The organism is Ruegeria atlantica, from assembly GCF_013033965.1.
Lineage (GTDB): Bacteria > Pseudomonadota > Alphaproteobacteria > Rhodobacterales > Rhodobacteraceae > Ruegeria > Ruegeria atlantica_D.
In genome coordinates, this window is the sequence record NZ_WQFE01000018.1 from 1 (window position 1) to 23,376 (window position 23,376).

At 57.7% G+C, this 23,376-nt stretch carries 27 protein-coding genes; 3 read left to right on the forward strand and 24 right to left on the reverse strand.

The features are described from left to right. Positions 1 to 67 precede the first annotated feature (67 nt). Entirely contained in the window at positions 68 to 934 is an 867-nt protein-coding gene (locus GOW16_RS21800) for a LysR family transcriptional regulator (protein WP_170419572.1), read from the reverse strand. Between the two features lie 127 nt (positions 935 to 1,061). Here GOW16_RS21800 and GOW16_RS21805 point away from each other — a divergent pair, with 127 nt between their 5' ends. Further along, a complete protein-coding gene (locus GOW16_RS21805) occupies positions 1,062 to 1,481 on the forward strand; it encodes a DUF4437 domain-containing protein (protein WP_170419574.1) in 420 nt (139 codons plus the stop codon). Positions 1,482 to 1,547: 66 nt separating this feature from the next. Here GOW16_RS21805 and GOW16_RS21810 read toward each other — a convergent pair whose 3' ends face one another. From GOW16_RS21810 to GOW16_RS21885, 16 genes are all read right to left on the reverse strand, one after another. Next, positions 1,548 to 2,117, reverse strand: coding sequence for an invasion associated locus B family protein (locus GOW16_RS21810; RefSeq protein ID WP_170419576.1), 570 nt, complete (start codon positions 2,115 to 2,117; stop codon positions 1,548 to 1,550). Beyond that, positions 2,117 to 2,515, reverse strand: a complete 399-nt coding sequence (locus GOW16_RS21815) for a hypothetical protein (RefSeq protein WP_170419578.1) — start codon at positions 2,513 to 2,515, stop codon at positions 2,117 to 2,119. Before GOW16_RS21815 ends, GOW16_RS21810 begins: the two co-directional genes overlap by 1 nt. A 40-nt stretch (positions 2,516 to 2,555) precedes the next feature. Continuing rightward, positions 2,556 to 3,245, reverse strand: a complete 690-nt coding sequence (locus tag GOW16_RS21820) for a GDSL-type esterase/lipase family protein (RefSeq protein ID WP_170419580.1) — start codon at positions 3,243 to 3,245, stop codon at positions 2,556 to 2,558. 100 nt (positions 3,246 to 3,345) lie between these two features. Next, positions 3,346 to 4,263, reverse strand: a complete 918-nt coding sequence (locus tag GOW16_RS21825) for a LysR substrate-binding domain-containing protein (protein ID WP_170419581.1) — start codon at positions 4,261 to 4,263, stop codon at positions 3,346 to 3,348. A 115-nt stretch (positions 4,264 to 4,378) separates the two neighbouring features. Beyond that, positions 4,379 to 4,771: a hypothetical protein gene (locus GOW16_RS21830; protein WP_170419583.1), complete on the reverse strand. Its 393-nt coding sequence runs from the start codon at positions 4,769 to 4,771 to the stop codon at positions 4,379 to 4,381. Positions 4,772 to 4,829: 58 nt separating this feature from the next. Further along, complete coding sequence (locus GOW16_RS21835; RefSeq protein ID WP_170419584.1) at positions 4,830 to 5,501, reverse strand: GDSL-type esterase/lipase family protein; 672 nt, start codon at positions 5,499 to 5,501, stop codon at positions 4,830 to 4,832. 22 nt (positions 5,502 to 5,523) lie between these two features. Continuing rightward, entirely contained in the window at positions 5,524 to 6,609 is a 1,086-nt protein-coding gene (locus GOW16_RS21840) for an ABC transporter ATP-binding protein (RefSeq protein WP_170419648.1), read from the reverse strand. Between the two features lie 59 nt (positions 6,610 to 6,668). Next, positions 6,669 to 7,466 carry an ABC transporter permease gene (locus GOW16_RS21845; protein WP_170419585.1) on the reverse strand — a complete coding sequence of 266 codons (798 nt, stop codon included), beginning with the start codon at positions 7,464 to 7,466 and terminating at the stop codon, positions 6,669 to 6,671. 3 nt (positions 7,467 to 7,469) lie between these two features. Continuing rightward, on the reverse strand, positions 7,470 to 8,330 hold the full coding sequence (locus GOW16_RS21850) for an ABC transporter permease (protein WP_170419586.1): 861 nt from the start codon (positions 8,328 to 8,330) through the stop codon (positions 7,470 to 7,472). 121 nt (positions 8,331 to 8,451) lie between these two features. Then, entirely contained in the window at positions 8,452 to 9,564 is a 1,113-nt protein-coding gene (locus GOW16_RS21855) for an ABC transporter substrate-binding protein (RefSeq protein ID WP_170419587.1), read from the reverse strand. Between the two features lie 181 nt (positions 9,565 to 9,745). Beyond that, positions 9,746 to 10,681 carry a LysR substrate-binding domain-containing protein gene (locus tag GOW16_RS21860; RefSeq protein WP_170419588.1) on the reverse strand — a complete coding sequence of 312 codons (936 nt, stop codon included), beginning with the start codon at positions 10,679 to 10,681 and terminating at the stop codon, positions 9,746 to 9,748. Positions 10,682 to 10,750: 69 nt separating this feature from the next. Next, positions 10,751 to 11,740 (reverse strand): ABC transporter permease, encoded by a 990-nt coding sequence (locus GOW16_RS21865; RefSeq protein WP_170419589.1) that lies wholly within the window; start codon positions 11,738 to 11,740, stop codon positions 10,751 to 10,753. Then, positions 11,737 to 13,305 carry a sugar ABC transporter ATP-binding protein gene (locus GOW16_RS21870; RefSeq protein WP_170419590.1) on the reverse strand — a complete coding sequence of 523 codons (1,569 nt, stop codon included), beginning with the start codon at positions 13,303 to 13,305 and terminating at the stop codon, positions 11,737 to 11,739. Before GOW16_RS21870 ends, GOW16_RS21865 begins: the two co-directional genes overlap by 4 nt. A 25-nt stretch (positions 13,306 to 13,330) precedes the next feature. After that, positions 13,331 to 14,338 (reverse strand): sugar ABC transporter substrate-binding protein, encoded by a 1,008-nt coding sequence (locus GOW16_RS21875; RefSeq protein ID WP_170419592.1) that lies wholly within the window; start codon positions 14,336 to 14,338, stop codon positions 13,331 to 13,333. Between the two features lie 93 nt (positions 14,339 to 14,431). After that, on the reverse strand, positions 14,432 to 14,818 hold the full coding sequence (locus tag GOW16_RS21880) for a hypothetical protein (RefSeq protein ID WP_170419595.1): 387 nt from the start codon (positions 14,816 to 14,818) through the stop codon (positions 14,432 to 14,434). Positions 14,819 to 14,907: 89 nt separating this feature from the next. Next, positions 14,908 to 16,380, reverse strand: a complete 1,473-nt coding sequence (locus tag GOW16_RS21885; RefSeq protein ID WP_170419596.1) for an amidase — start codon at positions 16,378 to 16,380, stop codon at positions 14,908 to 14,910. 390 nt (positions 16,381 to 16,770) lie between these two features. On the opposite strand from GOW16_RS21885, the gene GOW16_RS21890 reads away from it, so the two are divergent. Together GOW16_RS21890 and GOW16_RS21895 are read left to right on the forward strand one after the other, a co-directional pair. After that, on the forward strand, positions 16,771 to 17,067 hold the full coding sequence (locus tag GOW16_RS21890; RefSeq protein ID WP_170419598.1) for a hypothetical protein: 297 nt from the start codon (positions 16,771 to 16,773) through the stop codon (positions 17,065 to 17,067). A 2-nt stretch (positions 17,068 to 17,069) separates the two neighbouring features. Beyond that, the gene (locus tag GOW16_RS21895; RefSeq protein WP_170419600.1) at positions 17,070 to 17,708 is read left to right on the forward strand and encodes an alpha/beta hydrolase; all 639 of its coding nucleotides are present in this window, start codon (positions 17,070 to 17,072) and stop codon (positions 17,706 to 17,708) included. A 48-nt stretch (positions 17,709 to 17,756) separates the two neighbouring features. Here GOW16_RS21895 and GOW16_RS21900 read toward each other — a convergent pair whose 3' ends face one another. The 7 genes from GOW16_RS21900 to GOW16_RS21930 form a co-directional block, all read right to left on the reverse strand. Then, positions 17,757 to 18,083 carry a DMT family transporter gene (locus GOW16_RS21900; RefSeq protein ID WP_170419602.1) on the reverse strand — a complete coding sequence of 109 codons (327 nt, stop codon included), beginning with the start codon at positions 18,081 to 18,083 and terminating at the stop codon, positions 17,757 to 17,759. 24 nt (positions 18,084 to 18,107) lie between these two features. After that, a complete protein-coding gene (locus GOW16_RS21905) occupies positions 18,108 to 18,641 on the reverse strand; it encodes a peroxiredoxin (protein WP_254429878.1) in 534 nt (177 codons plus the stop codon). A 32-nt stretch (positions 18,642 to 18,673) separates the two neighbouring features. Beyond that, positions 18,674 to 19,471, reverse strand: coding sequence for an ABC transporter permease (locus tag GOW16_RS21910; RefSeq protein WP_170419606.1), 798 nt, complete (start codon positions 19,469 to 19,471; stop codon positions 18,674 to 18,676). Between the two features lie 3 nt (positions 19,472 to 19,474). Further along, the gene (locus GOW16_RS21915; RefSeq protein ID WP_217354713.1) at positions 19,475 to 20,356 is read right to left on the reverse strand and encodes an ABC transporter permease; all 882 of its coding nucleotides are present in this window, start codon (positions 20,354 to 20,356) and stop codon (positions 19,475 to 19,477) included. A 4-nt stretch (positions 20,357 to 20,360) separates the two neighbouring features. Continuing rightward, positions 20,361 to 21,413 carry an ABC transporter ATP-binding protein gene (locus GOW16_RS21920; RefSeq protein WP_170419608.1) on the reverse strand — a complete coding sequence of 351 codons (1,053 nt, stop codon included), beginning with the start codon at positions 21,411 to 21,413 and terminating at the stop codon, positions 20,361 to 20,363. A gap of 20 nt (positions 21,414 to 21,433) precedes the next feature. Next, the gene (locus GOW16_RS21925) at positions 21,434 to 22,528 is read right to left on the reverse strand and encodes an ABC transporter substrate-binding protein (RefSeq protein ID WP_170419652.1); all 1,095 of its coding nucleotides are present in this window, start codon (positions 22,526 to 22,528) and stop codon (positions 21,434 to 21,436) included. A 196-nt stretch (positions 22,529 to 22,724) separates the two neighbouring features. Next, positions 22,725 to 23,372 (reverse strand): FMN-dependent NADH-azoreductase, encoded by a 648-nt coding sequence (locus GOW16_RS21930; RefSeq protein WP_170419610.1) that lies wholly within the window; start codon positions 23,370 to 23,372, stop codon positions 22,725 to 22,727. Positions 23,373 to 23,376: the final 4 nt, after the last annotated feature.

A 23,376-nucleotide genomic window follows, 5' to 3' on the forward strand; every position in this document is an offset into this window, starting at 1 on the left:
CTCACGAAGAAACGCAAATGGTAGCCTGATTGCCCCACACTTTGCGGTGCTCTCCATAAGAGGCCGTTCAGGTCTCAGCCAGCGCGGTTTTGACAAATTTGGTGAACCCCTGAAGCAGCAGGTTTCCCCGGTTACTGGGGTGATAGAGGCTCCACAACTCTGTGCTGTCCTGCGCCACCGGCATATCGAGCCGCACCAGCCCCCGGGTTAGGGGCGCAAGATCGGGGATTACAGCTACCCCCAACCCCAAATGAACGCCCTCCAGCATAAGATTCATGGAATCGAAACTTAGAATGCTGGCTGCGCTTTTCAACTGTTCGGCCAATCCTTTACGGATAGGGTGCTGTTTCAGCGCACCGCCAGGCACGAGCCAATTCAGCTTTGAAAAATCGCCCCTCTGTGCCTGCGCGCTTTGCTCATAATCCGTGGCGCAAACTGCCACGTAACCGAACCGTTCGAGACACTGTCCCAACAACTGATCGGGGGGATTTGACGAGGGCCGGATTGCCAGGTCAAATCCCCTCTCCCACAGTTGCATGACCTGATTGCTGGTGCTGAACTGAACGCTTAGCTGTGGCATCATCTGACGCAGAGCGCCCATATTGGGTAGGATCACATGTTCAAGCAAGACATCTGTGGTGGTTACTCGCAGCTTACCCGACTGGACATCCCCGATTTCCGAACAGATGGCATCCGCCTCGGAGAGGGCCGCACTGATGGACCGGCCTTTTTCGGCTAATTCCTCAGCCACAGGAAAGGGCTGAAACCCGGCCTTGGAACGTTCGAACAACGGACTGCCTACTTTGGCCTCGATCCGTTTGATCGCCCGAAACACAGATGAGGCATCGCGGCTCAGAAACTGGCCTGCGCGCTCAAGAGTGCCTTCTCGGCACAGGGCCAGAACCACCATCAGATCATCGCTGCTCAGCTTCATAGGCACCTCTGAACTCAAGGATTGCAGTGCTGCATATTTTTCCGCTGCACGAAATGCGTACTTTCTGCGGCATCCCGATCCCTATGGCGGACACCCGTCGCAAAACAAAATACAAGGAGATAAAACCATGGGTCTTTTTAAACTCGCAGCCGCGGCCGTCGTGTCCACTGTTGCAGCCACCGCAGCCGTTGCCGATACTGGGCTGATGACCAAATACGACGATATCAAATGGATTGATATCGAAGGCACCCCGCTGTCGCTGTCGATCCTGTGGGGCAATCGTGACACCGGGCCGTACGCCATGTATCTGCGCTTGCCCGGTGGTTATGAAGGTGTCGAACATGCGCATACCTATGAGTATGAGGGCATCACTATCCAGGGCGAATGGCAGCACAGCTTTGCTGGTGAAACCAAGGTTCTGCCGGTCGGTTCGCGCGTAACCCAGCCCGGCAATGCGTTCCACAGCGATGCCTGCGTCAGCGAAGAAGACTGCATCCTGTTCATCTTCCAAGACGGCAAGGGCGACGCGATCTTTCACGACCACTGAACCCTGCTGGATCTGACCAGAACGGCCACCCCATCGGGGTGGCCTTTTGCATGGGACCTTCGGGAGTTATTGACGCAGGGCCCATTGTTCCTCATAGGCAGCATAGGCTTCGGCAAAGCCCTCCAGCGACCATTCCAGATCAAAGCGGCGGTTGTCGCGATCGACAAAGGCAAACTCCATCGCCTTGCCCGACAGCATGGCCTTGAGCACTGACGCCGATTGCACCTCAGCCAATTCGCAATCGGCCCAAAGCAGGCAACGGCGTTCTTGTAGCTGCCATATGGTTTTGCCATCCTTAGTCACAATGAACCCGTCGGGCAGAAACGCGGTGCCGCGCTCGGGTCCAAACATCACGTCATGCTGGCCTGGCAGGAACCCTTCGCGCGGGGTAACAAAGATGAACAGAGCGCCGAATTGAGGTGCAGGGGCGTAGACGTCCACCCAACGGATATAACAGCGCTGTTTCAACGCGCCGTCTTCTTCCCGCTCATCGCAAATGGCGTTCCAGATGCCATGAGAAGAATAGTGTGTCACCCGCCAGTTGCCAGCCGTGTCACGCCCCTGCAAATCCTGCGCATGGGACGCGCCCGCCAGACAGAGGCAGGCGCCAATCAGCAAGGCGCGCGCCCAGTTCATCAGGCCTGACCAGCCAACCGCCGGGCTTCTTCCAACGCTGCCTGCCAATCGTGGCCATGCACCGATTTGATCTGACCGCCTTGCGAAACGAAGAAGATCGGAGGGTAAATCAGATCAAGCTGCGGCGCAGCCTGACGCAGGATCGGGTCGCGGTCGCCGTAAACGCCAGCGTTCGGCACATCGCGGGTTTTTGCGATCACGTTCTCTTCGACCGCAAAGCCCAGCGACTGACCTTCGGCCTGAACATTCGCAAGGTGATTGCGTTTGAACGCCATGCAGGGTGGGCAATCCAGCGCACCGTAGAAGTGGAAGGTGATCTGATCGTCCGTCGCAGCGCGTCCGGTTGTCGCCAGTGCCAAAGCTGCAAGCGAGGTGGTGCAGAAAATCCGTCTGTTCATCCTGGTCAGTCTCCTGTTTCAATAATTTCAATATGTTGCGTTAACCGTTATTCGGCAGCATTTCTTGCACCACCGGCACCAGTGCCGTGCCCAACGCGCGTTGCGCCCCGGCCGTCAGATGTACACCATCTGCGCCATCCGCCCGGGTCACCGTGCCCGCGTCAAAGACCGGAATGCCGGTTTCGCGCGAAAGGCGCACATAAGCCGCAGGTAATTCTTCGGACAGGTCCTGCGATCTGCCGAAAATGCCTGAAAGGCCGCCGCGTTCGGGGTTGGTCAAAGGTGGAGGTGTCACGACCAGCACCTGTTTAACCCCACCATCCAGCAGGATCCGCGCCAGCGAAAAGGCGGACCGTGCGATCTCATCCGCGTCGCGGCCCTGCCCTGATTGCAGATCGTTGGTTCCCAGCATGACCACGGCCATATCCAGCGGTAAATGTTGACCGGCCAGTTCGGGAATGGGCGTTGTCACCAGCTTGCCGATATTGTCCAGCGCGCGCCCGCCGCCAAGATCGGTGCGGCGGCCGATGCGACCCTCCTCCACCACCACAGCGTTTGGGAGGGCCGCATCAAGCACCCGCCCCCACCGCACGTCATCGCCGTGCCGCGGGCCGGAAGCATTCGATCCCCAGGTGTTGCTATCGCCCAAGGCAAGTATTCGAAAATCGGCCCAAACCATCGACGGTATGGCACCGACCAGAAAGGCAAGAATTGCGACGACGCGGATCATCGGAACCATCCTGTGGCAAGGGATCAACAAGGGATCAATCTGCGCGTAAATCTAGCCTTTTTGAGCCCTGTTTCGAACAGGGCACTTTTTGGTAACTACCCTATTTGTGGTCACTTATTGGTGATCTGGACGCTTCTTCTTCCAGCCATTCGACAAACTGCCGCACGGCGCGCTTTCGCATCCCCTGAGGCGATCGTAAAACGCGGTAGAAATAGCCGGGCAATTGCGGCCCCTCCATCTCGACGAACTCGTCCCGGAACTCAGCCGATCGGACTATTGTCCGGCTCAGCAGCGCTGCGCCGTGGCCGCGTCGTAGGGCATCAAAGGCCAGATTATAGGCATCGAAACTCATCCGCCGGAAATTGTCGAAATCCTTGATACCAGCGGCATCAAACCATGCTTTCCACGAGGGCGCGGTCAGCGAGGAATTCTCCCAGCGCACGTCGATCAATCGCTTTTTGATCAGAAATTCAGTGCGGGCAGCACGGTTGGGGATCAGCAGTTCGCGGCTGACGGCGGCTACGTAATATTCCTGATACAGCTCGATCTCATCGCTGCCTTCTGATGGCTTTCCACCATAGCGCACGGCGACATCAATTTCGCTGCCGCTCATGTCGACGGCGTTTTCGCTGGCAAAGATGTTGAGCGTCAGTTGCGGGAAAGTATCATAGAAATCACCAAGCCTGGGCTGCAGCCAAAAACGGGCGAATTCGCGCGTGGTCGAAATAGTCACCGTGTTGGTATCAAGATTACCGTAAGTCTCAGCAAAGGCCGCGGCCAGACTGTCCATGCCACGGGTAATATCCGGCAGCATTCGGGCCCCCTGATCGGTCAGCGTGATGCTGCGGCCCGAGCGTTCGAACAGCTTTAGATCCAGCAGGTTTTCAAGATGCCGGATCTGGTGGCTGATTGCTGTGGGCGTTACCGACAGTTCATCGGCGGCGTCCGAAATGCTTTCCAGTCGGGCAGCCGCTTCAAAGGCACGTATCGCGTTCAGGGGTGGTAGGCGTCGCTTCATCTTGTCCTTTCATGACACGGACGTTCGGCACACACAAAGCTGAAAAAACCGTATGAAAGAGACGGAAACGAATTAAATCAGGCCGTCCGGCAGAGGGGCGGCCTGATCAAGGGGTTTAGTGGATGTCCGAATAGGTGATTGTCACCGTGTCGGCATTCACCAAATCCAGGAAGGGCTTGTTCACCGGATCTTTGACGAACTTGTCCAAAGCCGCACGGCCTTTTTCTTCGCTTTCCCAGTAAACAACCTCGATCCAGACGCCATCGGCCTGCAACGCAACATGGCGATCCACAAAACCGTCATAGGTTTCATGCATGTTAGCGTTGATTGTACCACCTGCCGCAACTTCGGCCATTTGTTCGACGGTCACGCCGTCTTTCGCCTGGAAGGTCACGTATTCGATTGTTCCGGCTTTGCTCAGATCAGCGGCCATTGCTGCGCCCATGGTTCCAATGGCCAGAGCGGTCGCCAATGCGGCGGTTTTCAGGCCCGTTGCTAGTTTCATCATGGAAAACTCCTCCTGTTGCATGATGGGTGTAGGTGTGAGTGGTGGTGTTTCGGAAAAATCAAAGTGTCTTGACACGCTCCGCGATGGCGCGGCCCAATTGTGCGTGTTGATCCTTGCTCATATGCAGACCATCCACGCCCTGCACGTTGCCGAGGACAGCGCCTGCATCAAAGCTGGCGACGCCTGCCGCATCGGCCGCTGATTTGAGCGCTGCACCCAGCGCTTCGGCCTTGGCTTTGCCGCCTTCGAACATTCCTGCAAAATCGGGGTGTGGCATGTCGTTGACCGGGGGCGGAGAGACAACCAGAACCTGCGGCGCCTCATAGTGATAGGCCACGCCGCCGCCGCAGCCTTGGGCCACCTTTGCGACGTCGATGATCGCATTGGCAATGTCTTCTGCAGACCGATCTGTTTCAGCTTTCAGGTCGTTGCTCCCCAGCATGATGATCAACAGATCCACGGGCATTTCCCGCGCAATCGCGGCAGGCAAAGTTTTGGCGCCGTTGAACATGTCCGCTTTGATGGCATTCCAATCCATCGAGTCGTCCAGATTGGTGGCACGCACGGTCAACCCGTCGACAGCGACGTCATAACCTTCGCCAAGTTCAGCGGCCATGACACCGGCCCAGCGTTCGTCATCGCCGTAGCGGGTCGAGGGGAAAGCCTCTTCAACACCGATCCATCCCCAGGTGTTGCTGTCGCCGTAAACTAAGATTTTCTTCTTGGCCATAATTGGCTCCTTTGATTTGTCGTTATCCGTTGATGATGTGGCCGTCTTCGGGATGCCAGCTGGCGGTCACCGTGGCCCCGACTTCGATATCCAGCGCCTGCATGTCGCGCTGTTGTAGCTGAACGGTGATGGCTGTGCCTGCTGCCGTTTCCAGCCTCAGGTTGACTAGCGCGCCGATAAACTCTTCGCCGACAACACGTGCGGCGACTTCGTTTTCTGCCCAGCCGGCCTTGGCCGTGACCGAGATCTGATCAGCGCGAACGATCAGGCTGACCTGCTGACCCTCATCCAGATCTGCCAGTTCAGACCCGGTACATTTGAATCTGCCATCAGGGCCTTCCAGGACCATCTCACCGGTTTTCAGGCGACGCGCCTTGCAATCGAAGATTGATGATCCCCCCAGGAAACGAGCGACAAATGGAGTGGCGGGGCGCAGATAGATATCCTCGGGGCCGCCTGCCTGTTCAATTCGGCCCTGGTTCATGATGACCACGGTATCGGCCATCGAGAACGCCTCGGAATGGCTGTGTGTGACATAGACAAAAGTAATGCCCAGCTCGCGCTGAAGCCGCTTCAGCTCGCCCTGCATCTGAACCGACAAATGGGCGTCGAGCGCTGACAGCGGTTCGTCCAGCAACAGCACCGACGGTTCGGTCACTAGGCAACGGGCCAGCGCAACACGCTGACGCTGACCGCCCGAAAGCTGGTCGATACCGCGATCGGCGTAGCCTTCCAACCCCAGCTTTTGCAGCCAGTCCAAAGCGCGGGTCTTGCGTTTGGCCTTACCGACACCTTTCATGCGCAGGCCAAATTCGACATTTTCGCGCACGGTCAGGAACGGAAACAGGGCCAATGACTGCCAGACCATGGGCATGTCACGTTCCCAAATCGACAACTCATTGATCCGCTGACCTTCGCGCTGGATGTCCCCACCGGTCACATCCTCAAGCCCTGCCAGCATCCGCAGCATGGTGGATTTGCCGCAGCCCGAGGGGCCCATGATGGCGACAAATTTGCCTTCTTCGATATCGAGGTTCAGATTCTCGACCGCCACTGCGTCGCCATAGGTCTTGCGGATGTTTCTCAGCGAGATATGCGCGTGCGACATGGGGCGCTCCAATTCTGAGGGCGCGACGCTGCGCGCGAGTTTGATTTCGGACAGGCTGTTCATGAGTTCCCTCGTGTCAGACGACGCAGCACCAGGATTTGTGCCCCCAGAATCAGGGTGATCGAGGTGATGAATGTGATGGAGCCGATGGCATTGATGCGTGGGCTAACGGCGGATTGCAGGAAGCTGAGGATTCGGACCGAGCTGGTCTCTTCCAGACCACCGACGAACCAGGTGACGGCGTATTCGTCAAAGCTTACGGCCATGCACAGAAGGAACGCGGCCAGGATCGAAGTTTTGGTGGCTGGGATGATCACCTCCCAAAAGGCGCGCCAGTTGCTAGCCCCGAGGTTTTGGGCGGCGAACTCCAGATCTCCGTCGATCTGGGAAAACCGCAGCCGGATGATCGCCATCGCAAAAGGTGAGGTCAGAACGATATGGCTGACCACGATGGCGGGCAAGGTCCCGGACAGGCCGATGCGCGACAGGTAGGCCAGCATCGCCAAACCGATGACCACTAGAGGGATCAATGGCGGCATCAGGGCAAAGATCAGTACCAGCCGTTTGCCGATAAAGTTGAACCGATAATCCGCGTAGGCCGCGGCGAAACCCATGGCGGTGGCAATCGGCGCCACGATCAGTGCGATTTTGATGGTGTTCTTGAATGCATCAATCACTAGGGCGTCGGCAAGGATCAGGCGGTACCATTCCAGGGTGAACCCTCCCAGCGGGATGGTTGGGAACCGGTCCGAGTTCAGCGAGAAGACAAAGTTCGTCAGGATCGGCGCATAGAGAAAAACCAGAGCCAATCCCATGAAGATGACGGCCAGACGGCGGGTCAGTGCTGAGACACGCATGGATCAGGTCCTCCGGTAAGCATACGCTATAGACGCAAGCGCGGTGATCAGCAGCGTCGCGATCATCATCAGCGCAACCACTGCAGCGCGCGGCCATTGCTGCCCGGATTTCACCGTGTCCGCGATTAGGATCGACATGGTGGTGAACTTGCCGCCGCCCAGATAGGTCGCGGTGACGAAATCCCCAAAGCTGAAGATGAAGGCGAACAGAGCACCCAGAACGATCCCGGGCCGTACCGCTGGCAGCACGGTGGCAAACAGCACCCGACGCGGCCCGCAGCCCAGGTTATAGGCGGCATCGATCAGTGTCTTGTCCAGCGACAGCATCGAAATCGACTGGATCACGATCACCAGCGGCAGGGTCAGTGTCACCAGCCCGATCATCAAGGCCAGCGGCGTGTTCAGCAGGCTGCCGCTGTCAATCCCGATAGCCGCCAGCAGCTTCATGACGATGCCGTTTTCTGTCAGGTAAATCTGCCAGGAATAGACCCGCACGAGGTACGAGGTGAAAAACGGCACGACAAACAGCCCCAACATCACCATCCGGGCGCGCACGCTTAGGAAAAAGCTGATCGCAAGCGAGCAAGGCAGGGCAATCAGGCTGACCAACGCAGCAGCGCTAATCGCGATGACGAAAGTCCGCAGGTAAGCCGCCCAGAAATAGGGTGCGGTTAGCATTTTCTGCCAGTTTTCCAGTTGGAAATCAGGCGTCAGAAGAAAGTTCTTCACGTCCCAGAAACTCAGCCAGATCAACAAGATCATCGGTCCCAGGAAGAACGCCGCCAGCCATAGGGGCAGTGGTAGGCTCCAGATGCCTCCATAAGCAAGGCGGGACAGCCGTCGGGTGGAAAGTGAAGAGGTCATATCTTTACTCATTTGGCCCAAGGATCAGGGCCGCCTACGCGATTGCGTTGTGAAAGGGGTTCCCCGCCATCGGGGAGAAAGAATGATGGCGGGGAAGAGTGAGCACCGTGGTCGTAAGTGGTCAGGTGCTCTTGTAGGCAGACCAGAAATCATTCCAGTCGGCCAAGTCCTGCTGCACAGGCAGCTGACGGATATGGATGCGGCCCTTCCGGATCAGGTCGATCGAATTGCCGTCACCCTTGAACATACCCAGATGGCGGGCGTCTTCGGGTTTCTCGTTGATCATGCGTTCCCAGCCAACTTTGGACGGGATGATTGCCGGGAAGACGTTCAGGTTCGCCAGTGTGAACTGCCCTTCGGGGCTGGATGTGTACTGGATGAACTTGCGCGCCAGGTCGGCCTTTTTTGAACCGCGCCCGATCGAGAAGCTTTCAGTGAACTGAATGCCGCCCTGTTCAGGGATCGTGGTAGTCACATTGGCCCCGTCCCGACGCAGAACGCCGGTGATCCATTCGCCGATACCCGGCATCACTGTGACTTCGCCCGATTTCAGCGAGGACAGAACACCGCCGTAATCGTAGAAGCCGCGCACCTGAGGTTTCAGGCTCAGCGTGGTATCCTGCAGCTTGGCCCAGGCATCGCCACTGATGTCATAGGGTGCCGCGTTGCCGTCGCGCAGGCTGAGAACGCCCAGGTTCGGCAGGTGCCAGTCGAAGTGACCAACCTTGTCCTTGTTCTTCTCGTCCCACAGCATGTCGTAAGACGAGGCTTCATTGACCGATACCGCGTCCAGATTGTGCGAAATCCCCAGGAAGCCAAAGCGGCTGATCACGGCATACAGCTCGTCATTGTGCCAGTGACCGGGGAATTTGTGGAATTCGGGGTAGAAGTCGTCAAAGTGGTAATCTGACGGATCCAGCTTTTCGACAAAGTTCGCCAGCACTAGCTGCTGAACATATTCCGCATCCGCATGGATCAGGTCATATGTGCCCGGAGGCGACTGCGCCAGCAAGGCCAGCATCTGTTCACCGCCGACATAGTATTTCGGGGTGATCTTGACGTTGTGCAGTTCTTCGAATGCTGCAACCGCATCAGGCTCGGCCTGACCGTACCAGGCCAGCATCGTCATCTCAGTTACGGACTGAGCCCGGACGACCGATGGCATTGCAAGCGCGCCAGCAGCGACCGCGCCGGACTTGAGCAGAGCGCGTCTCGTGAGTGTGGTTTTGGCCATTTTCGGCTCCTCCCTCGTTGGATGAGCTGAGTATTCGGAACCGGGGCCTCTCCAACAATCGAGCAGATTTCAGCCGTCGCAAAGTTTTTCTCAGCTTTCTGACGGAGGTGATTTGGGAGCTTTGACGGTGGAAATTCCCGCATAGGTCGTATTCACGAGAAATGATCTGAGAATACCCGAATCAATTGTCACCTTGGGGAATGAACTTCATACCATAGGGACTGTCACGGAATATGTCGGCTTCTTTCAACAGCCAGTCCTGAAACGCGCGAATCTTTGCGGATTGCGCGCGTTTTGCAGGGCAGACTAGATAATAGCTGCGGTCGCGCAGAACCATCGGCAATGGCGCCGCGATGCGCCCCCTCTCGATCTCACGCGAGGCGGCGATGACGCTGACAAGGGCCGTCGCGCGGTCGTCCATCGCGGCCTCGATACACATGATCTCATCGCTGAAATTGGCGATGGTGCGCAGGTTGGTTGCCTCAACGCCGACCGAATTGAACCAGGCTCGCCAGTTCGGATCGCCGACCTCAAAGCCCAACCATTCATATTCCACCAGATCGCGGGTCAGCAGGTCCTCGGGCCTGCGGATCTTGTTCTCGATCCTCCGAGAACAGATTGGCATGACATAATCATCCAGAACCCAGGCTGCATGTTCTTCGGGATCAGGGGAATTTGTGTATCTTATGGACACATCCACACTGAAACGCGTGAAATCCAGAACCGTGTCCGAGGCGATGACCTTCACTTCGAGCTCAGGATAAAGGCGGCTGAAATTAGGCAGGCGCGGGCTTAGCCAGCTCCAGGCAAAGGACCGCGTAGTGGTCACGACAAGTTCGCCGTCGACCTCGTCGGTGCCCAGTTGTTCGATGCCCTGTTTCAGATTGCTGAACGCGTTTGTCACAAATGGGCGCAGCAGCTCGCCTTCAGTGGTCAGTTTGAGAGAGCGGGTCAGTCGGTGAAACAGCTGCACGTCAAGCTGGGTTTCCAGCGTCTTCAGCCGATGGCTGATTGCTGTCGGCGTCAGCAACAGCTCTTCGGCCGCCAGCTTGATGCTCATGTGGCGCGACACAGCCTCAAACGCCTGAAGGCTCGTCAGAGGTGGTAATCTCTTCACTGTCAGACCTCCTCCCAATAAGGTCCGACCCCTCTGCAAGCAGAGGGGCCGTATCGTCTCAGTCTGCGATCAACTTCGTCGCGCACGCAAGACGTCCAGCGCGGCCGCCACAATTAGAACGAGACCTGTTGTCATGAGACTCAACTCTGTGGGTACATTCATCAGAATCAACCCGTTTGACAACATGCCCAACAGCCAGACCCCAAGAACCACCCTCAAGACGGATCCTTTACCTCCGGTGAAGGGAATACCGCCCAACAGAACCGCCGTCAGAACGCTGAGTTCGACCCCGATGCCCAATGTTCCGGCAGGGGCCGAATTGATGCGCGAGATGCTCATCAGTGCGGCAACGGCCACGAAGAAACCGGTTGCCGCATAAAGGCCGATCCCAATCGCCTTGACGCGCAACCCCACTAGAAACGCGGCGCGCTTGTTGACACCCAGCGCGACGATCTGTGGCCCGATGGGCAGCAACGCCATGACGCCAACGCCTAATCCGATCACAGCCAACATGATCCAGGTCAGGATCGGAAGGCCCAGAACACGTTCATATCCGATGACCAGGAATTCCTCGGGAAAGCCGAAGATGGGGTTTGGGGCCAGCCATTGCGCCAATCCCCGGATCAAAGTCAGCGTTCCCAGCGTCACGATGATCGGCGACATGCCCAGCGATGACACAAACACGCCGTTGATCATTCCGACCACGGTTCCAACGGCCAAGGTCAGCAGCACAGCGCCGGTGATCCCCAGCGGCTCAAAACTCAGACCTGCGACCACGCCACAGAGCGCCAGAGTCGAGCCGACCGAAAGATCGATCTTGCCCGCCATCAGCAGCAGCGCAAATGGGATCGAGATTGTCATCAATGCCGAAACCTGTACCGAGATCGCAATCCAGTTGTTCACGGTCATGAAGACCGGCGCTTTGATGTAGAAAAACAACGCCAACAAGGCGATTGCCATGGGCAGGGCTGCAGCCACCGCCAGTTCAAACCAGTCTTTTTCGGCTTTAGGATCAAGCGGAGCACCTGTTGTGCCGCGTGTCAGTCCCGTATCAGTCATTGCATCGCTCCCATCTCTGTCTCACCCACCGGGACATCCTGTTGGGTTCCATGTTCGGCCCCGTGTTCAGCCCTGTGGGCCAGTTCGATCAGCAGTTCTTCGTCATGTGGATTGTCGATCAGCGCCACCTGTTGCCCACGGCCCAGCACCATGACCTTGTCAGCCAGCAGGCAGATCTCGGTCGCGTCTGAGCTGGCGACGATGATGGTTGTGCCCTTGCGCTTGACTTCGGCCAGCGCCTCATAAAGCTCGTGCCGGGCGCCGATATCGACGCCTTGGGTGGGCTCGTCCAACAGCAGCAGTTTGACCCCTGCCCCATCAATCAACCAACGGCTGACCATGATCTTTTGCGCATTGCCTCCGCTAAAGCGCTGGCCTTGCAACCGCGGATTCGGGGGTTGTATGTTCAAACGCCGTGCCGCGCGCTCAAACGCTAAGCTTTCGCGATTGAAATTGCGCAACATGCGCGGCATGGGCGAGCGCCCCATATGCGGAACCAACAAGTTCTCGACCGCCGAAAAACTGGCGAACAGGCTTTGTTCCTTACGGTCACTGGCGACAAGCGCAACGCCTTGTTCCTGCGCTTCGCGGGGCGAACGAAATTTGCGGGTGGTTCCGTCAATCTTCAGGGTTCCCCCGGATTGCGCAGCCGCGCCCGACAGGCATTCCAGCAGTTCGGTCCGCCCTGCCCCCATCAGTCCATAGATGCCCAACACCTCGCCCGGATGCAGCGCGACGCTGATCGGACCGACAAAACCGGTGGTCAGATCGTCCATCCACACGACTTCCGGGCCATCCGCCTGAAACGGCGTCTTGTCCAGCCCGGTCATCAGCGCATCGGGCGAAATCGCATCGGTCATATCTGCGATGGACACTTCGGCCACCGGGCGGGTCCACAGGATGCGGCCATCGCGCAGGATGGTAACCTGATCTGCAATCTTGTGGATTTCGTCCAGAAAATGGGTGACGTAGATCACCCCGATCCCGTCGCGCGCCACGGCCTGGCGGATCACTTCGTGCAGGGCCTTGGCCTCTTTGTCAGAAAGCGACGCGGTGGGTTCGTCCAGGATCAGAAATTTTGGTTTCAGGCGCAGAGCGCGGGCAATCTCGACGACTTTGCGCTCACCAACACCCAGGGATCCCAGATCGGAGCGTGGATCGATGTCGTCAACCCCCAGCCGTTCCAACAGCGCGCGGGCCTGCCGGTTCTGGGCGCGGCGATCCACACGGCCACCGCGCCGGATTTCATGGCCAAGAAAGATATTCTCGGCAACGCTCAGGCCTTCGAAGACCTGAAAATGCTGATAAATGATCGCAACGCCCTGGTCCTGAACCTGACGAGGGTTCAACCCCCGCAGCGATGCGTTCTGGACAAGGATATCCCCTGTATCCGCATCCTGTGCTCCGCTTACACAGTTCAGAAGGGTGGATTTTCCGGCCCCGTTCGCGCCAAGGAAGGCCAGCACTTGGCCGGCCTCCACTGCAAGATCCACCCCTTTAAGGACGACAACCGATCCGTAAGACTTGCGCAGATCTTTCACCTCAAGTCGTGCAGGTGTAGTCATCGTGTTACTCCTCGTCGGCCGTGGTTCAGTTGTCGAAATTGGCCAGCAACTGATCCAGAAGCGCCTGATCGTCATGCGTGGCCAGCACGGTCGGCGTATAGGCAAAGGCTGGTCCATTGCCGCGCACCGCGTTCAGTGCCTGATCGACGATATTGGCACCCAACTCGTTCACGAGGATGGCAGCTGAGGCGCGATACGCCCCACCATCTTTGATCGCGGTCAGCGCCTCTACCGAGCCATCCTGACCGGCCACGAACATCGCATCAGGGTCGGCACCGGCCAGTTTGATCGCACGCAGGGCACCAACGGCGGCGTCATCGGCCATGCCGATCACGATATCTAGATCCGGATGCTGTTGCAGAACCGTTTCGGTCACGCGCAGACCATTGGTCTGATCCGCCGCGTCCTGTTCCGCCACAACTTCGATGCCGTTTTCTTCAAAGATCCGCTTTACCTCAGTCCAGCGTGGGCTCAGCGACGGAAGCGGCGTCAGCGTGGTCACCAGCGCCTTGGCGCCTTCGACGTTGTTTTCCTTGACCCAATCGACGGCTGCATTGGCCACGATCTGACCGGATTGTGCGTGATCAAATCCTACAAACCCGTCCGAGCCGTCCATCTGGCCCAGATAGGTCAGCCATTTGATGCCCTGCGCCTGTGCCTGACGTTGCAGCGGTTGCAGCGCGGTGGGTTCGATCGGCAGCACCACGATGGCGTCCACACCCAAGGTGATCCAGCCCTGGATCGCGTTGATCTGCTGTTCCAGATTGTTCGACTGTGTGTTGTCGTGCAGTACGGTGACACAGCCCAGATCGGCGGCGCGCTCAGTGGCAAATCGGCGTACTTGCTTGACGATGATCACTTCGGATACCGAATGGCTATAGGCGACCTTGTATTCCTTACCGTCCGCACAGGCATCTGCGGCGGCGGAACGCACCTGTTCAGTGGTGATTGATTTGATGTCGTCCGCGCTGGCCATGCCAGCAGCAGAAGCCAGCGCAAAGCTGACGGCGATTTTCTTGGCGAGGTTTTTCATGAGTATCCCTGTTGTTCTGCGGGGGAAAGACGCGGATTTCCGCTGTGAATTTTTGTTGGGTGCGGCACAGGGGCTGCGCCGCACCAGTGTGTTTCAGAATTCAAAGACGTTGGAATATTTCACCGACAGCGAGTCGCCATCGACCAATGACAGGAAGCCCTTGGTGCGCGGGTCTTCGACAAAGCGCGGCAAGGCGGCTTCGGCTGTTTCCAGCGAGGTCCAATACACAACTTCGACCCAGGACCCATCGGTGTTGCGGGCAAGGTGACGGGCGACAAAGCCATCATAGCCCTCCAGAACTTCGTCCATCGCCAGTGTTTCGCGCAGGAACTCATCAGGGTTCGCGCCATCAACCAGGTTGAACTCCAGATATTCTACGATCACGGCATCAGTGATCGGGCGCGACTCGGCCATGGCGTTAGTGGTGGCGCCAACGACCATTGCAGCTGAAAGTGCGAGTGCTTTCAAAGTGGTTTTCATCGGTTTTCTCCTGTTGGATTTAGACATAAAGGGACCGGCGCCCTGCTGCGCAGGGCGAACAAGACGCCGGTCAGGGAGGTTCTTGTGAGTTAGAGTGAGATGCGGTCGTAATGCTGTATCCAGGGACGCAACCGTTCGAACGCGGCGGCAGCGGCCAGCACATCCCCATCTGCCTGACGGCGACCAGCAATATGCAGACCTACCGGCAGGCCCGATGTCCCCAGACCTGCGGGTACCGATACCGACGGGTGACCGGTGAAGTTGGTCAGATAGGTCGGGCACCAGCCAACCAGCGGATCGACCTTGACACCATTGATCTCGGATGGACCTTTGGTGTTGCCGTCATCGGTGTTCTTGACCGGCATGGCAGCCACTGTTGGGGACACGATCAGATCGTATTTGGCGAAAGTAGCCTGATAAGCATCGAACACTTCGGTCCGCACCGACAAGTCACGATACAGGTCATCGGCGCTATAGCCGGGGCCGACACGCTCAACCCAATCCAGCAGCTCCGGCGGCAGACCGTGGCGGTGTTCCTCGGACAGCAGGTCCAGCCCACCGGCTTTCATACCATCAAAGGCATGGCGCATGATTGGCACGAAGAGACGGCACCAAATGTCGCTGTATTCGTGCTGATCGCGGGTCAGGCCAATCTTGATCTCTTCGATTGTGGCACCGGCCTGTTCAAACACCTTAACCGCATCAGCGATTACCTCGGACACTTCGTTCTCAATCGGGAACACGTCCAGATTGGGGCTGAAGCCGATTTTCATGCCTTTGATGCCGCGCAGGCCAGCATCCGCGAAGTCATTGACCATATTGTGGCAGTTCGGGTCTGCCGGGTGCATGCCCTGAAGAATGCCCAGGCTGACAATGGCGTCTTCCACATTGCGGGTGATGGTGCCCTCAAAGATGTATGGCAATGTGTTCGCAAACCCGTTGGGACGCACCAGCAGAGGCGTCCGACCTGCTGTCGCGCGATATCCCACCGTATTGGTCCAAGCCGCCGGGATGCGGATCGAGCCGCCACCATCGGTGCCTTCGGCCATCGGCAACATCCCCGAAGCCACAGCGGCGGCGGATCCGCCCGAGGACCCACCGGCATTGCGACTGGTATCAAACGGGTTCGAGGTTGGGCCAAAGGCCACGTTGTCGGTGGTACCGCGGTAGCCCATGGCGGGGCTGTTGGTTTTGCCGACAAAGATCGCGCCTGCGTTTTCCATGCTTTCAACAAAGCCACATTTCATGTCAGCGATGTTTTCTTTCAGCTGGGGAATGCCGCCCAACGTGCTGGGCCAGCCCGGCTTGAAGTCAAACAGATCCTTCATCGCCGTCGGCACACCATGCATCGCACCCAACTCATCCCCACGCGCTACGGCGGCGTCGGCCTCTTTGGCTGCGTCCATCGCTTCGTCAAACGCGGTGAAAACAAAGGCGTTCAACTTGGGGTTTGCCGCTTCGATACGGTTGATGGCAGCATCCATCACCTCGGTCGCTGAGACCCGGCGCTCGCGGATGGCAAGCGCTGTTTCGGTGGCACTGAGTTTGGCAAGATCGGTCACGGTGCGTATTCCCTGTTAAGCGTGACACACCCGGATTTTTGTGGGTGCAAGTTATGCGAACAGAATTGCCCAGCCACAAATTCCAGCAACTGAGAAAAGCTCAGCCAATGCGTGAGCGGGGAACCTCAGAGCAAGGAGTGGTTTAATATCAGTGCCTTACAGTTACGTTATAAGCTGACCAAAAAGCCAGATCGCAACACGCTCACCCGTTAATCAGGCCCGAGAACCCCCGGTGCCTTGGGTGAGCTCAGCAATCGGTGACCAGCTGTGCTCACTCACCTGAACCTCACGTTGTATTGATCGGATGCTGTGTGGATTTCGCTAAGTTTCGGACTAAGGCTGACCGCGTTCACGCAACCAATTCCAAGTATGAGGCAACTGAGTATGAACATGAAATTGATTGCAGCTGGCGGGCTGTTCCTTAGCCTGGCCGCCTGCGAGACCCCTGAAGAGATCGCTGCCGCATATCAAACCCGCAGCTGCACCGCTCTGGCGCAGGAACAGGGCGCATTGCAATATCAGCTGGACCAGGCCAATACGGATTTGGCCGTCAGCACAATTGCCGGGATTGTGACCAATGACGACGATATTCTGCTGGACAGTGACATTGCAGGATTTGTGGTCGACGACCTTGAAGACCGGTTGCGCATTCTCGCCGACGTTCAACGTGCGAAAGGATGTGTCTGATCATGTCGTTCAGATTTCCAGGCACGACGGCTTTGCTGACCCTGCTGACAGCCTGCGGTTATCCGCAGGTCGAGGTAACCACCCGTGGAGACCAATTCGCTCTGACCGGCATCATCGACGAGACCACGTTGGAAACGATTCAAGAAGCCGTGCAAAGCACTCCTGGCATTTCAACCATTTCTCTGCAAAACGTGCCGGGTTCGGCCAATGACGCGGCCTCGTTATACGCGCTAACCCGTTATATCCGAGCAGAGAATCTGGAAACCATTGTTCCATCGGACGGTATCGTGGCCTCGGGCGGAACCGACATGGCCCTGATGGGTCGCCGCCATGTGATTGAGCCCGGCGCGTGTGTCGGGGTGCACAGCTGGGCCGCAGGCGTTTTTGGTCTGGCGGTGGATACCGGTGCTGACCTGCCTCGCGATGCACCCGAACACCAACTCTACCTGAAATTCTACGACAGCATCGGCATCAACCGCGATTTCTATTGGTTCACGCTTGAGGTTGCAGGCCCTGACGAGGTGCACTGGATGACACCGGCCGAGATCAACCGATTTGAACTCAGCGATGTTCCGGTTCCCACCGATGGCGAAACCGTGGAACAGCGTAACGAACGCTGCTTTGGTCGGCTTACGCTTTGACGCACCGGCGCTGGCGGCCCCACCCCGGGTTGCCAACGCCGCAACCGATCACGAAGTGATCTTGAACAGCACCACCCCCGCGACAATCAGTGTCAGCGCCAGCATCCGCCCGACGGTTGCAGCCTCGGCGTAAAACATCACGCCGATCAAGAACGTGCCTGCGGCGCCGATCCCGGTCCAGACTGCGTAGGCGGTGCCAATGGGAATAGCCTTTTGCGCCAGAAAAAGAAAAAACCCGCTGGCCACCATGGAACTGACGGCGAAGGCAATCCAATACCAGTTGGTCCCGTTCTCACCCGACCCGTTCTTGAGCCCAACGGGCCAGCCGATCTCGAATGCGCCGGCCAGGATCAGGATCAACCAGTGATGCGTCATTCAAATAACTCCATTTTTTTGAATTTAGTGCCGTGGGTTTTCCTTGAGCCAGAACAGAACCGATCCGGCATCCGACGCCTCCATGGGCGCATCGGGGGCATTGTCGTCGAAACCGGGTTCGGACAACAGGCATTCGATCTGACCGTCGGTCACAACCATGGCATAACGCCAACTGCGCAGCCCCATCCCATCCGCGGTGTATTCCACCAACATCCCCATCTTGCGGGTGAAATCCGCGTTGCCATCGGGGATCAGTTGAACCTTTTCGATCCCCAGTGCCTTGCCCCAACGGAACATGACAAAGGCGTCATTGACCGCCAGGCAATAGATCTCATCAATGCCCTGGGCGCGGATGTCATCATAAAGTGCCTCGAACCCCGGCAGATGTTCATCGGAACAGGTGGGTGAAAACGCGGCCGGAACCGCAAAGATGACGATCCGGCGACCCGCGCACAGCTCCTGTGTAGTGGTGCTGCGCCATTCGAACGGGTTTTCCAGGCCGGGGTCGTCAACGCGCACGCGCGTCTGAAAACTGGCGGGCGGAAGATCTGCACGCATCATTAAGCTCCTGTAGGGATTGAGGGGGGCGCTTAGTCCGGCTTGTCGAGCGCACCAACCATTCTCAAAAGATCGCCGAACCGGGCCACAGTCAGGAACAGCCCCGCTGCCGCCAGCACTACAAAGACCGACACCGCTGCCATCGCAGGCGAGTAGCCATAGCGCAGCGAATTCACCACTTTGATCGGCAGGGTTTCAACCGTGAAACCCGCTACCATAAAGGCGATGATGTATTCATTCATGCTGAGCACAAAGCAAAAAGCCGAGGCTCCAAAGACAAAGGGCAGGATCAGGGGCAGGATTACGGTGCGAAAGATCTCGGCCTCGCTGGCCCCAAGGGATGAGGCCGCGTCCAGATAAGCCTCGTCAATTGTTTCCAAACCTAATGAGATCATCATCAGCGGGATGGTCACCAAAAATACCGAATGCGAAATTGTGGTGGCCCAGAAGGATCCATAACCGCCAATCTCGGACCAGAAGATCAGGAATCCCAGCGCCGAGGTGACCGGCGGCAACATGAAGGGCACCAGCCCAAGGCCGAATAGCGCCTTGGCAAACAGCACACCGTGGCGCCACATCATGAAACTGATCGGCAAGGCGATGCAGACCGCCACAAACGTGGCAATGGCGGCCACCGTCAGGCTGGTGCCGATCGGGCCCAGCCATTCGGAATTGCTTAGCACATCCTTGTACCAATCCAGGGTGAAGCCACGCGGCGGGAAATACAGCCGTTTCTTTTCGTTAAACGACACCCCCGCGACCACGATGAAGGGCAGCATCAGAAGTAGGGCAATGCCAAGGACATAGAGTTTTCCAAAACGGTTTTGCATAGGTCAGCCCTCGGTCTTTTTAGTCAGTTTGCCGACCCCGAGGATCAGCGCAAAGCAGATGATGCACAGGAATACGGACATGGCGGCGGCAAAGGGGATATTGGATTTGTAAATCGCCTGATCGGTGATTAGCACCGACAACGTCCAATCCGCCGGTCGGCCCAGCATCTGCGGGAACAGATAGGCCCCCAACGCAAAGACAAAGACCAGCACCAACGCCGAGATGATGGTGCCGCGCAAGGCCGGGATCACCACGGTGAAAAAGGCGCGGATCGGGCCTGCGCCCAGGGTGGCGGCGGCCTCGGGCAGGCTGCGGTCAAAGCGCGAGATCGGCGGATAAATCGTCAGCACCGCGAAGGGGAAACAGAAATGCAGCATGGCGATCATGATGGCGACGCGGCTGGGATAGTAAGATATGGGACGGTCCAGAATGCCCAGCCACACCAGCACATTCGACGCCCCCGCCGTGCGCGACAGAAGGATCGTCCAGCTAAAGCCCAGAATGACCTCGGACAGGGTGAGGATACACAGCAACAGGATGACGATGGGCACCTGAATGCCCCGCCGCATCTGCGACACCAGATAGGTGAACGGCATTGCTAGGCTGACACAAACCACTGAAATCACGGCGCAAAGGGTCAGAGACCGCCCCAGCGCCGTCAGGAAGACAGGATCAAAGAACGCGGCATAGTTTGTCAGTACGAAATCGGGTTCATAAAACCCATCCGGAACCCGGTAATAGAAGCTAACCGCCCCCATGATCAGGAATGGGCAAAGGAAAAAGATCAGCAGCATGATCCCCGGCGGAATCAGGATCAGGGTCTTGTGATCAACGCCCCGGAACCGGGGCAGGGGGCGGGGAATTGTGGTGTCTTGCACGGTCATCAACCTAGGCCCTGATCAGATGTGCGGTTTCGGGGATTTGCAGTCGCATCTTGTCGCCTACGCCATAGCCCAGCGGCTGGCCCGAGGTTTCCTTAACCAGAAACTCGTAAGCCCCGGCCCTTGCCTGCACTTCGATCTCGGATCCCAAATCACGTATCAGGCTGACGTCCACATCAATTGTATTTTGTGTCTGTGCCGATTGCTGCGCCAAGCGCAGCTGTTCGGGACGCAGGCACAGCAGGCCCGGTGTCAGATCCCGGCTGACCCAGTCGGGCATGGTCACTTTCAGGCTCTGCCCGTTGAATTCAAACGTCCCGTCACTGCGGGCGATTCCCTCCAGCAGGGTTGAGCTGCCGACGAAATCGGCCACAAAGGCCGTAGCTGGTTCGCGATAGATCTCAAGCGGTGATCCGACCTGTTGAATTTCACCCTGATCAATCACCACAACCACATCCGACATGGTCATCGCCTCGCGCTGATCATGGGTGACGACGATGGTGGTGATGCCCAATGTTTGCTGCAGGTCGCAAAGTTCCGTCTGCATGTGTTCGCGCAGCTTGGCATCCAGCGCAGACAACGGTTCATCCAGCAGAAACAGGCGCGGCTCCTTCGCCAGCGCACGCGCGATGGACACCCGCTGTTGCTGCCCGCCCGACAGCTGTTTGATCGAGCGGTCCGCGATATGCGGCAGCTTGATCAGCTCTAACAACTCTTCAGCACGGGCGCGACGTTCGGCCTTGGGGCGTTTTTGCAATTTTAGCCCGTAAGAGATGTTTTCCCACACATTCAGATGCGGAAACAGGGCATAGTTCTGAAACACCATGCCCACATTGCGCTTGTGGGCGGGATGCCTTGTGACATCCTCACCATCGAAACGAATGTTGCCTTCCGAGGCATCGTCCAGGCCGGCAACGAGCCTGAATAATGTGCTTTTCCCACTGCCAGATGGCCCTAGAAAGGTGATCATCTTACCCGAAGGCAGATTAAGGTTGACGTCTTTCAGCGCTTCAAAACTGCCGAAACGTTTCCAGACATGTTCCAGGGTTAGAGTGGTCATAATCTTGGGCCTTCGTCAGATCAGGAAATTGCGCGCGAAAACTCGGTCGCAGTCCAATCGCCCCAATCGGTGTAGAGGTGATAGGCAGGCGCAATTGTGTCCTTGCTGGTCGAGACCTGGTCCCATTCCTCATCGGTCAGGTCAGTGGTGTCCTTGGGCACAACCGGGCCACCGCCCAGATTGCGGGCGAGCAGCGCCTGCACTGACGGATCCAGCGTATAGTTCAGGAACTCATGCGCCTGATCACGCAGCGCGGTGCCCTTTGAGATTCCCCAATAGGCCGGGTTCTTAACGGCCCCTTCCTTAGGGAAAATGCGGTCGATCTCGATGCCTTCGGCCTGCGCCACGGTGGCCACATCGTTGTAATAGATGCCGATCGGCAACTCGCCGGTTTCCAACCCGTTCTGGAACTGCGCCTCATCACGGTACCACAGAGCCACGGTATCCTTAAGCTCGGCCACTTTGGCCAGCACTTCCAGCACACCCTCTTTGGTCTGCAGAATATCGGACCCGCCAAAATAGGTGGCGGCTGTGATGTCGATGATGTTCGAAATCTCGGGCTGGGCCATCACACCCGCCAAGCCCGCATTGGCGGGGTTCCACAGCTCGGTCCAGCTGGTTGGTGTTTCTGGGAAATCCTCTTGCAAGGTGACCAGAATGTTGAAGTAGAAAAACCATGCCACACCGTTGGGATTGCCATCGCTTCTTTTGCTGATACCCTGCACGTCGGGTAGGTATTTGGCGTTGGGAATGCGCGACATGTCCAGCTCTTCGATGATGCCTGCATTGGTGGCACGCACCATCGGAATCGGGATCAGTGCCGAGACATCCAGCGGCACATTGCCTGCCCGGATTGCCTGCGCCAGCTGCACCACCTGCGCGTCGCCATTGGGTGTCCCGATGGATTGCACCTCGATCCCCGTGGCGGCGGTGAATTCAGGATATAACTTGTCGGCCAGAACTTCTTCAAAGAATCCGCCCCACGACCCGATCTTGAGTGGTTCCGCCTGGGCATGAACGAATGGAGCATAAAGCCCTGGAGCCGCCGCTAGCGCCCCGGTCGCGGCTGAGCGTTTGATGAACTGGCGACGGTTGAGCGTCTGTTTGTTTGTCATCACGTTTCTTCCTCTGTTGGATGGCGCAAGTGTCCGAGGAAGGGGGGACAATCTCAAACGAGATTAATTCAGGCCGGGGATGAGCCCTGCTCGGCACGCCTTAAGACTCCGCGTACCTCCCTGTTTTTTCAACAGAAAGAAAAAACGGCGGCCTGTCGAGGCCGCCGTTCGAACGTCGCTATTAACGACTACAAAACTAGGCTGCGACTTGCGCGGCAACGTCTTTGGTACGTGCCTGAGCTTTGGCGACGGACTCGTCAAACCTTGCATCGCCGAATTCCTGATATTCGATAGCGATGGTTACCATGTCGTTGGCGTCGGCACCCAGGTAGTGCGCACTGGCGCGGATTGCTGGGTCCAGCCCGTTTAGATGCGCACGCTCGCCGCCTTCGGCAAAGCCGAACTCGCCGCGCGAAGACAATACCACCAATTTCTTACCGCTCAGAATTGGCTCGATCGGCACATCGCCACGAGCCAGATCGAAACTGAAGGTCACGCCGATCCGCGCGATCAGGTCAAACCAGGCCTTCAGCGCGGCGGGCATTGAGTAATTATACATCGGTGCGCACAGCGCGATGACATCAGCGTCGACAATTTCGGCCACCAGTTCGTCGGATTCGGCCAGCACAGCGTTCTGGGCGTCGCTACGCTCTGCCGGATCGGTAAAGCAGGCGTCAATCCAGGCCTCCGAGATGATGGCGGGAGGGTTCACGCCCACGTCACGGTGGGCCACTGCACCACCACCGGACGCGGCCCAACTGTCTTCGAAAATCTGTGCCAGTTCGCGGGTGAGCGAACGGTTTTCACGGGCGCTGGAATGCACGACCAAAAGTTTTTTTGACATATCG

Bases quoted from the DNA above. Each gene is read 5' to 3' on its own strand.
- GOW16_RS21840 (WP_170419648.1), bottom strand. From the start codon at position 6,609: ATGTCGCACGCGCATATCTCGCTGAGAAACATCCGCAAGACCTATGGC.
- GOW16_RS21920 (WP_170419608.1), bottom strand. From the start codon at position 21,413: ATGACCACTCTAACCCTGGAACATGTCTGGAAACGTTTCGGCAGTTTT.
- GOW16_RS21815 (WP_170419578.1), bottom strand. From the start codon at position 2,515: ATGAACAGACGGATTTTCTGCACCACCTCGCTTGCAGCTTTGGCACTG.
- GOW16_RS21895 (WP_170419600.1), top strand. From the start codon at position 17,070: ATGTCGTTCAGATTTCCAGGCACGACGGCTTTGCTGACCCTGCTGACA.
- GOW16_RS21865 (WP_170419589.1), bottom strand. From the start codon at position 11,740: ATGACTGATACGGGACTGACACGCGGCACAACAGGTGCTCCGCTTGAT.
- GOW16_RS21880 (WP_170419595.1), bottom strand. From the start codon at position 14,818: ATGAAAACCACTTTGAAAGCACTCGCACTTTCAGCTGCAATGGTCGTT.
- GOW16_RS21925 (WP_170419652.1), bottom strand. From the start codon at position 22,528: ATGACAAACAAACAGACGCTCAACCGTCGCCAGTTCATCAAACGCTCA.
- GOW16_RS21850 (WP_170419586.1), bottom strand. From the start codon at position 8,330: ATGACCTCTTCACTTTCCACCCGACGGCTGTCCCGCCTTGCTTATGGA.
- GOW16_RS21820 (WP_170419580.1), bottom strand. From the start codon at position 3,245: ATGATCCGCGTCGTCGCAATTCTTGCCTTTCTGGTCGGTGCCATACCG.
- GOW16_RS21805 (WP_170419574.1), top strand. From the start codon at position 1,062: ATGGGTCTTTTTAAACTCGCAGCCGCGGCCGTCGTGTCCACTGTTGCA.
- GOW16_RS21910 (WP_170419606.1), bottom strand. From the start codon at position 19,471: ATGCAAAACCGTTTTGGAAAACTCTATGTCCTTGGCATTGCCCTACTT.
- GOW16_RS21855 (WP_170419587.1), bottom strand. From the start codon at position 9,564: ATGGCCAAAACCACACTCACGAGACGCGCTCTGCTCAAGTCCGGCGCG.
- GOW16_RS21900 (WP_170419602.1), bottom strand. From the start codon at position 18,083: ATGACGCATCACTGGTTGATCCTGATCCTGGCCGGCGCATTCGAGATC.
- GOW16_RS21890 (WP_170419598.1), top strand. From the start codon at position 16,771: ATGAAATTGATTGCAGCTGGCGGGCTGTTCCTTAGCCTGGCCGCCTGC.
- GOW16_RS21825 (WP_170419581.1), bottom strand. From the start codon at position 4,263: ATGAAGCGACGCCTACCACCCCTGAACGCGATACGTGCCTTTGAAGCG.
- GOW16_RS21835 (WP_170419584.1), bottom strand. From the start codon at position 5,501: ATGGCCAAGAAGAAAATCTTAGTTTACGGCGACAGCAACACCTGGGGA.
- GOW16_RS21905 (WP_254429878.1), bottom strand. From the start codon at position 18,641: ATGCGTGCAGATCTTCCGCCCGCCAGTTTTCAGACGCGCGTGCGCGTT.
- GOW16_RS21845 (WP_170419585.1), bottom strand. From the start codon at position 7,466: ATGCGTGTCTCAGCACTGACCCGCCGTCTGGCCGTCATCTTCATGGGA.
- GOW16_RS21810 (WP_170419576.1), bottom strand. From the start codon at position 2,117: ATGAACTGGGCGCGCGCCTTGCTGATTGGCGCCTGCCTCTGTCTGGCG.
- GOW16_RS21875 (WP_170419592.1), bottom strand. From the start codon at position 14,338: ATGAAAAACCTCGCCAAGAAAATCGCCGTCAGCTTTGCGCTGGCTTCT.
- GOW16_RS21930 (WP_170419610.1), bottom strand. From the start codon at position 23,372: ATGTCAAAAAAACTTTTGGTCGTGCATTCCAGCGCCCGTGAAAACCGT.
- GOW16_RS21830 (WP_170419583.1), bottom strand. From the start codon at position 4,771: ATGATGAAACTAGCAACGGGCCTGAAAACCGCCGCATTGGCGACCGCT.
- GOW16_RS21915 (WP_217354713.1), bottom strand. From the start codon at position 20,356: ATGACCGTGCAAGACACCACAATTCCCCGCCCCCTGCCCCGGTTCCGG.
- GOW16_RS21870 (WP_170419590.1), bottom strand. From the start codon at position 13,305: ATGACTACACCTGCACGACTTGAGGTGAAAGATCTGCGCAAGTCTTAC.
- GOW16_RS21800 (WP_170419572.1), bottom strand. From the start codon at position 934: ATGAAGCTGAGCAGCGATGATCTGATGGTGGTTCTGGCCCTGTGCCGA.